Source organism: Chryseobacterium aahli (assembly GCF_022699665.1).
GTDB classification, from domain to species: domain Bacteria; phylum Bacteroidota; class Bacteroidia; order Flavobacteriales; family Weeksellaceae; genus Chryseobacterium; species Chryseobacterium aahli.
Window position 1 is genome coordinate 247,267 of sequence record NZ_JALDNB010000008.1, and the last position, 7,112, is coordinate 254,378.

The 7,112-nt window shown below is 33.5% G+C and carries 12 protein-coding genes; 6 read left to right on the forward strand and 6 right to left on the reverse strand.

Annotated features, from left to right (window positions below):
* Positions 1–5: 5 nt before the first annotated feature.
* Positions 6–377, reverse strand: coding sequence for a winged helix-turn-helix transcriptional regulator (locus MQX03_RS14155; protein ID WP_242803839.1), 372 nt, complete (start codon positions 375–377; stop codon positions 6–8).
* 86 nt (positions 378–463) lie between these two features.
* On the opposite strand from MQX03_RS14155, the gene MQX03_RS14160 reads away from it, so the two are divergent.
* Entirely contained in the window at positions 464–1,849 is a 1,386-nt protein-coding gene (locus MQX03_RS14160) for an MFS transporter (RefSeq protein ID WP_242803840.1), read from the forward strand.
* On the opposite strand, the gene MQX03_RS14165 is transcribed toward MQX03_RS14160, so the two are convergent.
* A complete protein-coding gene (locus MQX03_RS14165) occupies positions 1,829–2,407 on the reverse strand; it encodes a HupE/UreJ family protein (RefSeq protein ID WP_242803841.1) in 579 nt (192 codons plus the stop codon). The two genes, MQX03_RS14160 and MQX03_RS14165, sit on opposite strands and share 21 nt — an antisense overlap.
* A gap of 66 nt (positions 2,408–2,473) precedes the next feature.
* Between MQX03_RS14165 and MQX03_RS14170 the strand changes: the two genes are divergently transcribed.
* The 3 genes from MQX03_RS14170 to MQX03_RS14180 are packed head-to-tail and all read left to right on the forward strand — an operon-like array spanning position 2,474 to position 3,497.
* Positions 2,474–2,722 (forward strand): hypothetical protein, encoded by a 249-nt coding sequence (locus MQX03_RS14170; RefSeq protein ID WP_242803842.1) that lies wholly within the window; start codon positions 2,474–2,476, stop codon positions 2,720–2,722.
* Complete coding sequence (locus MQX03_RS14175) at positions 2,698–3,000, forward strand: hypothetical protein (protein ID WP_242803843.1); 303 nt, start codon at positions 2,698–2,700, stop codon at positions 2,998–3,000. Before MQX03_RS14170 ends, MQX03_RS14175 begins: the two co-directional genes overlap by 25 nt.
* The gene (locus MQX03_RS14180) at positions 2,997–3,497 is read left to right on the forward strand and encodes a DUF6702 family protein (RefSeq protein WP_242803844.1); all 501 of its coding nucleotides are present in this window, start codon (positions 2,997–2,999) and stop codon (positions 3,495–3,497) included. The genes MQX03_RS14175 and MQX03_RS14180 overlap by 4 nt, the downstream gene beginning before the upstream one ends.
* A gap of 4 nt (positions 3,498–3,501) precedes the next feature.
* On the opposite strand, the gene MQX03_RS14185 is transcribed toward MQX03_RS14180, so the two are convergent.
* The 3 genes from MQX03_RS14185 to MQX03_RS14195 are packed head-to-tail and all read right to left on the reverse strand — an operon-like array spanning position 3,502 to position 5,467.
* Positions 3,502–4,095: an acyl carrier protein phosphodiesterase gene (locus tag MQX03_RS14185; RefSeq protein WP_242803846.1), complete on the reverse strand. Its 594-nt coding sequence runs from the start codon at positions 4,093–4,095 to the stop codon at positions 3,502–3,504.
* Positions 4,092–4,799, reverse strand: coding sequence for a VanW family protein (locus tag MQX03_RS14190; RefSeq protein ID WP_242803848.1), 708 nt, complete (start codon positions 4,797–4,799; stop codon positions 4,092–4,094). The genes MQX03_RS14185 and MQX03_RS14190 overlap by 4 nt, the downstream gene beginning before the upstream one ends.
* On the reverse strand, positions 4,796–5,467 hold the full coding sequence (locus MQX03_RS14195) for a class I SAM-dependent DNA methyltransferase (protein WP_242803850.1): 672 nt from the start codon (positions 5,465–5,467) through the stop codon (positions 4,796–4,798). Before MQX03_RS14195 ends, MQX03_RS14190 begins: the two co-directional genes overlap by 4 nt.
* 220 nt (positions 5,468–5,687) lie before the next feature.
* On the opposite strand from MQX03_RS14195, the gene gcvH reads away from it, so the two are divergent.
* Positions 5,688–6,065, forward strand: a complete 378-nt coding sequence (gcvH, locus tag MQX03_RS14200; RefSeq protein ID WP_129536042.1) for a glycine cleavage system protein GcvH — start codon at positions 5,688–5,690, stop codon at positions 6,063–6,065.
* Positions 6,058–6,417 carry a VanZ family protein gene (locus tag MQX03_RS14205; RefSeq protein WP_242803851.1) on the forward strand — a complete coding sequence of 120 codons (360 nt, stop codon included), beginning with the start codon at positions 6,058–6,060 and terminating at the stop codon, positions 6,415–6,417. The genes gcvH and MQX03_RS14205 overlap by 8 nt, the downstream gene beginning before the upstream one ends.
* Before the next feature lie 460 nt (positions 6,418–6,877).
* Here the strand turns inward: MQX03_RS14205 and MQX03_RS14210 are convergent, their stop codons facing one another.
* Positions 6,878–7,024, reverse strand: coding sequence for a hypothetical protein (locus MQX03_RS14210; RefSeq protein ID WP_242803852.1), 147 nt, complete (start codon positions 7,022–7,024; stop codon positions 6,878–6,880).
* Positions 7,025–7,112 lie beyond the last annotated feature (88 nt).

The following is a 7,112-nucleotide window of genomic DNA, read 5'->3' on the forward strand; positions in this document are numbered from 1 at the left end:
TATTTTTAATTGTTTTCAGGAAAAGCCAGCCACCAGTCTTCCATTGATTGTATAATTGGCAAAAAGGCAATGCCTTTTTCAGTTAATTTGTATTCTACCCTCGGCGGAATTTCAGCGTAAGCCGTTCTCAGAATAAGACCATCATTTTCCAATTCTTTTAAAATTGTACTTAAGGTTCCCTGTGCTAAATTATCTAATTCCCTTTTAAGAACCCCGAATCTTTTTGGGCATTCGTTACCGATGATTTTAATCAGAGAAATCTTCCATTTTCCGTTAATCATCTTCAAAGTGTGTTCTGCGTAGCAATTATTTGCCAGAAAAAGAAAATTTTCTGTGCAGCTAACGAGTTCATTATCAGAATTAGTACTAAAATTCATACTGAGTATGTTTTTTTTACCTACTTGACTGCAGGTTTTGATGTTGTTACTTTTGAAGTCGTAAAGTTAAAATATTATCAATAAAAATGAGAAATTTTCAAGAGTTTAATAAGTGGTTGAGTTTAATTGTCATTTCGATGTCGATTTTTTTATGTGTTCTGGATCTTTTTATTGTCAATATTGCAATACCGTCAATAAGAAGTTCTTTACAGGCTAATTCTGCCGAGGCGCAGTTTATTATTGTGTTTTATATTATCGGATATGGTGCTTTTTTGATTACCGGAAGTAAAATTGGAAATAAATTTGGTCATAAAAAGACCTTTATAGCTTCCATGTTTAGCTTTATGGTGTTCTCATTGTTATGCGGAATATCGACTTCAGCGTTCGAACTGAATATAAGCAGACTTTTTCAGGGCATTTCGGCGGCTTTTATGGTTCCGCAAGGGGTTGCTTTGATTTCCAATGTTTTTAAAGTTGAAGAAGAAAGAGTAAAAGCTTTGGGAATCTATGGTGCGATTGCAGGAATCGCTTCGGTCATAGGACAGGTTTTGGGCGGTATCATTCCCGATCTTCATTTTAGTTTTGATGCGTGGCGGCTTGTTTTCTTTATCAATATTCCGATTGCGCTTTTGGTCATTATTTTGACTAATAAATTTCTAAAGGAAGTTGAAATTAAAGCAAAAGAATCCATACAGATTTTCCCACAATTGATATTGATTATTCTTCTTATTATTTTGATGTACGAAATTGTAATCGGCGGCGAAGAAGGTTGGAAGACAAATAATATTTTGCTGCTCCTTTTTTCTTTTGCAGGTTTGATTCTTTTTATCTTAAATCAGAAAAGAAAGTTTAAAAAAGGAAAAGAGGTTTTGATCAATATGAAACCTTTTCTATATCCAAGTTTTAAAGTAGCGCTTTTAGCAGCGGTTACTTATTATTTGGTTCAGGATTCTTATTTTTTCATCAATGCCAATTTTTTTGAAGAACATCATTATCTGAGTTCCACAACCACAGGATTATTGTTTGCGTGTCAGGGAATTGGTTATGTTTTAGCATCCCTTTTATCGGTGAGATTTTTAAATAAATATCAGGAAAAATTTATTGTCTTCGGTCTAATCATAATGATTTTAGGACTTGTAGGTCATCTTTATGTGGTCAATTCACCAACAATCAATTTACTAATGATATCTGTTGTTCTATTCTTTTACGGAATCGGATGTGGAATCGTGCTGCCGTCTATGTTTACCAATGCAATGAGAAAATTGCCTGTTTCAGTTACCTCGCTTGCGAGCGGAGTTTATTTGACAATTCAGCAGATTTCTATCGGACTCGGAGTGAGTTTTGTTGGACGGATTTATTTTAGTTTTGATGACGGATATTTTATGGCAACTTTAGTAATGATTGTTTTACTGTTGATTACAATAAGTATATTTTTAATTTCAGATAGTAGATTAAAAAGGAATTCTCTCTAAGGTCATTTTTAAGGCCAATGCAAAAACGCCTGAAGAAACAAATAAAACCCAGTCTTTTTTATTTACTTTAAAAAGGTTTAAAAGAATGAAAAGCAATATTAAAATGGCCAGCACAATCACAATTTGTCCGAGTTCCAACCCAATATTAAAACCTAAAAGCGGAACGGCGATGCTCTGACTTTTAGCAATCATCACTCTTGCGGTATTTGCAAATCCCAATCCGTGAATGAGTCCGAAGAAAAGAGCTAGGTAATAATTGGTTTTATTTTGCGATTGTTTTTTGTTTTTCATTAAAATATTTCCGGCAGCCGTTAAAACAATTGTCAACGGAATCAAAAATTCCACCCAATTAGAAGGAAGTCTTACTACATCGAGAATGCTTAAAGCCAAAGTGATGGAATGTCCGATGGTAAATGCGGTAACAAGAATCAGGATTTTTTTCCAGTCTTTTGAAGTGTATACGGCAATTAAAGCTAAAACAAAAAGCTGATGATCAAGCGCATCCAGTGAAATAATATGTTCCCAACCGAGTTTTAAATAAAATAAAAAGTCCTGCATTATTCAATTATTTTTTGAAATGCGATGATACAAAATTTATTTTAACTTTGTATAAAATTCAGTATCATGATTGTTAATATCGAGTTGGAAAATTCTGAAGATTTTGTTTTTATCAAACAGCTTTTGGAAAAAATAAAAGGAGTGAAATCGGTTTCTGTGGAAAGCGAGTACGAAATAATTGAGGGAGTTCCTACTCATGTTTATGAACAGATAGAGAAATATGCAGACTCTGTGAAAGAAGAAGACTGTATTTCTTCAGAAGAGTTTTTTGAAAATGCCCGAAAAAAAGCATGCGAGTTATATTTACGAAAGTAGCGTATAGCTCTTACGAAAGTATTTTAGAGTTTCTTTCGCAAGTGTGGACTGAGAAAGAGATTGGTGTTTTCATCAACGATGTTGAACATATTGTGACTCAATTGAGAGATGGAAAGTATCAACAGTTTCAAAAATCAATAAGAAATACAAGAAGTGTCTTAATAGGCAAAAAGCATGTAAGAATGTTTTTCAGAAAAGAAAACGAAACTAAAATTATCATCTTACTATTCTTTGATATGAGACAAAATCCACAAAAAATTATCGATTTACTAAAATGAAAAAAGTACTTTTCTTTTTCTCTATTCTATTTATTTTTTTCTCTTTTACAGAAACAAAACATCCTTATCACGTCGGTTCGGTAGAAATAAATTATAATTCAAAATCAAAAACTTTTGAGATTACTGGAAGATTTTTCTTAGATGATTTAGAAAATGGTCTTGGCAAGAAATACGGAAAGTCATTTCATTTTAATGATCCAAAATACAAAGCTCAGATTAATGAGGCTTTAAAAAATTATAGCTCAGAATATTTTAAACTCAAAACAGATAATCAGTTTTTAAAAATCAATTACATCGGTTACGAAGAAGACAGCGAATCAGTCAATATTTATCTGGAATCTGAAAAAGTGGAAAATCCTAAAAAAGTAGAAGCTGCGGTGAGCTTCTTGTATAATTTATTTGATGACCAAATTAATTTAGTTCACATCATCGTCAATGGAAACCGAAAAAGTGAAAAACTCACGTATCCGAATCGATATTTGTTTCAACAGTTTTAAAAATTTATTTTCGAAGTTGCAGTAAATCATTTTCTGCTTTTGCATGAGCCAAAAGATCAGGAAAAAAATCATCATAGCATTTCTGCAGAATATCTTTATTGTCTAAAAAAGCCTCAAATACCGGAATATCTTTGTCTAAATATTTAGCTTTATTCAAAACATTTCTCATGCTGAATTTTATATTCTGATCGTGGCGGTAGTTGTACAGCCAGTTATCTTGTTCCATTCTGGTGAGCATGTACCTGAAATTATCCGGTAAAAATTCGTAATGCTCATGAAGAACTCTATATACTTTTAATGAATGGTTTTTCCAGCCTTGTAAGGAATTCAGTTGTAAATCATTGGCAACAAAATAATCCAAAGAAACATCGACAAAAGCTCCTGCATAAAGCCTAACAAGCGGACTGAAAACCTTTTTTGCTTCATGAATGGCCGGATGAGAATCTGTAAATGTATCAATTGCTCGATGGAGAGTAATCCCATCCTGAATATCTTTCGGGAAAGAATAGCGGTCTCTGTTTCGGATGAAATCTTCGAGAAACTGCCCGACAATTTGTCCGTCATTGAAAGTAAGAAAAGAGTGGGCGAGAAAGTTCATAAACGAATATAGAAATTTTTAAATAAAGTTTGGTCATTATTTAAGGTTTCTACCCAAACTCCGTTTTCAATTTCCTGATATTTAAAATGTATAGTGTTCAGTTTGATTTCATTTTGAGAGCGAATGATGAGGTGAAGTTCATTTTCGTTTACCCAACATTTGAATTGTACCGGAAACAGGAAATTATTCTTTATCTGCAAATCTTTATACCCAAAAACGACCGTAGCATCTGAACCTAAAGGGGTAAAACGTTCGTTTTCTTTGTAAATGTCAATCGAATGAGAATGTCTTTCCATAATTTCCAATCCGTATTGCAACGCAGAATAATATAAAATCGATGAGAACTGACAGATTCCGCCACCGAAATCCTCTGAAATAGCATTGTTAATTAAATTTCTGCCTTCTTTGAAATTATTTTTTTTGTTTGGTTTGCCAACTACTTTCCAAAAAGAGAAAACCTCATTCGGCTGAATGATTAAGTTGTTGACTTTTTCACAGACGATTTTTAGGTTATGAATTTTATTTTCGTGGAAATCTCCTCTTCTGATTACTTGCTTAAATTCTACTGAATAACCTCCAATATCTTCATTCAAATAATTTTTAGCATATAAGTGAGCGTTTTTCTGTTCATGAAAAATCCTTTGCAATAACCTATACTGCAATTTCCATGAGTAGGGAAGAGAGTTTTTGATAAACTGTTTCATCGTTTTTTCAGAACTACGATTTGATACGATGCCCACTTTTTTAGAAATGTTTTACAAATCAATATATCTAAAGGTAGAAATATTTTCCTCAATGCCTTTGGAATTCTGTGAATAGGAAAAAATAAAACTCCTTTTCTTTCAATGATCTTCCAATTAGTTTTTATTAAATCTAAAATTTCATTGGGTTTAAAAGAATTATTCGCATGCCAATCTTCTTGTGGAGAAGTCGCTTTTCTTCTTGATTTAATTGGATAATCAAAAATCAAAATTCCATCATTATTTATTTTTTTATAACATTCATTTAGAAAATTCTCCGTTTCCGTTTTGTTCTGGTGCATGATGACATGAAAACAGAAAATACAGTCAAAGTTTTCTTCAAAAGGAATATTTGAAATCTCTCCGATCTTCAATTGTTTCTTCGGAAATTTTTTCCGAGCAATATTCAGCATTTCCTGACTGAAATCTACACCATGAGTTGCGAAATTTAATAATCTTCCTGTTCCACAACCTAAATCTAAAATGTTTGAATACTTATCATCTCTTAAAAATGAATTCAAAAAATACCTTTCCTGTTGATCAATATACTTCCCATAAGAATTTTCAAACCTGTTTTCATCATAGGATTTTGCGAGGTCGTTATAATATTGATGGATTTGGTTTTTGATCATTTTAAACTTCTACCTTTATGTATTAAATGATGAATTTAGTAAAAAAGAATATTTAAAATTAGCGGTGTTTAAATAATTAGAACTTAAATTTAAGTCGCCTATGTAAAACTTTTCAAGTTCCAAACCTCCCTCTTTTAGCCTGCTTTTTAAATAATTATTTATTTTCTTTGAGCATATCTGTATTTTGAATAAATTTGTCAATATTAAATAAAAAATTAAAATGAACACACCATCAGAATTAAAGTACACTAAAGATCACGAATGGGTAAAGATCGAAGGTAATGTTGCTACAATTGGTATTACAGACTTTGCGCAGGGAGAATTAGGCGATATCGTTTATGTAGATGTAGATACGGTAGATGATGATATCAATGGAGGAGATGTTTTCGGAAGTGTAGAAGCTGTAAAAACGGTTTCAGATTTGTTCTTGCCAATTTCTGGTAAAGTAATTGAGTTCAATGCTGCGTTAGAAGATCAGCCAGAATTACTAAACACAGAACCTTACGGAAACGGTTGGATTATCAAATTGGAGATTGCTGACGGTGCAGATCAGTCAGAATTGCTTTCTGCAGAAGAATACCAGGCACTAATTGGATAAGATTTCAAACATATTTATAAAGATACTGCCCATTTATTGGGCATTTCTTACTTATATGCTCCTGCGTCCGGGAGTAGAAAACCACGAATATTTCTTTATGTTCGAGGGAATTGACAAAGTTTTGCATTTAGGAATATTTGCAATGCTTGGTTTCTCATTTATGGCGGCTTTCCCAAGAATCAAGTTCTCTTACTTTTTTCAGATCATCCTTATCTACGCCTTCCTCACAGAAATCCTTCAGGAAGAAATGGGTTTCGGCAGATCCATGGAAACTTTAGACATCATTGCCGACACCATCGGTTGCCTTATCGGATACTATATATATAAGATACTCATCAAACGGTATTTTTAATCAAAGTACAGATTCTTTCAACGACTTCGGTATCTTTCATGTATCACACCGCCGTTATACTTCATTTTCATTAGTAGCTTTTTCCCGCTCACCGCTGTATCTTTTTATGGGCTCCGATGCACAGCAGCGGAGCCCATAAAAAGGATGTCGCTTTTATCGGGGCTAGGGTAGTGGTCATGTATCAAAAATCACCAAAGTAAAAATTGCATTTCTAAAGTAAAATGTTTTTTTTGTCAAGTAAACCTCATGATCAATATCTCAACAAAAATTCCGATACGATTTTATCAATAAGACCGAATGAGTAAATATATCGAATCAATCATAAGCTCCTTAGGGAGGAGGGTCACGTTTGCAACATCACGCTCAGTAATATTAAATTTTGAGCTCCGTAGGAGCGGCCTGTTTGTAGTGTAATTTACAATAAAGATCATGAGCTCCATCGGAGCGGCACATCACATTGCTAATAGGAAGCCATTTCAAAAATCGGATACCCTAATATAAATTCCACAACCACATCAACCAAAGCATATTCACTCTCAAACCTGCCTTCTCCAATGATCCTCCCTTCCATAATCCCTCCCTGCTGCTCAACCCATGTCTTTTTCAAACATTCACACCACCTTTCAACCCCCTCCCGACCGCTCCGCTCCCTCGACACATCAACTCTTCCCAACACAAAACCCCGCCCCCCATCC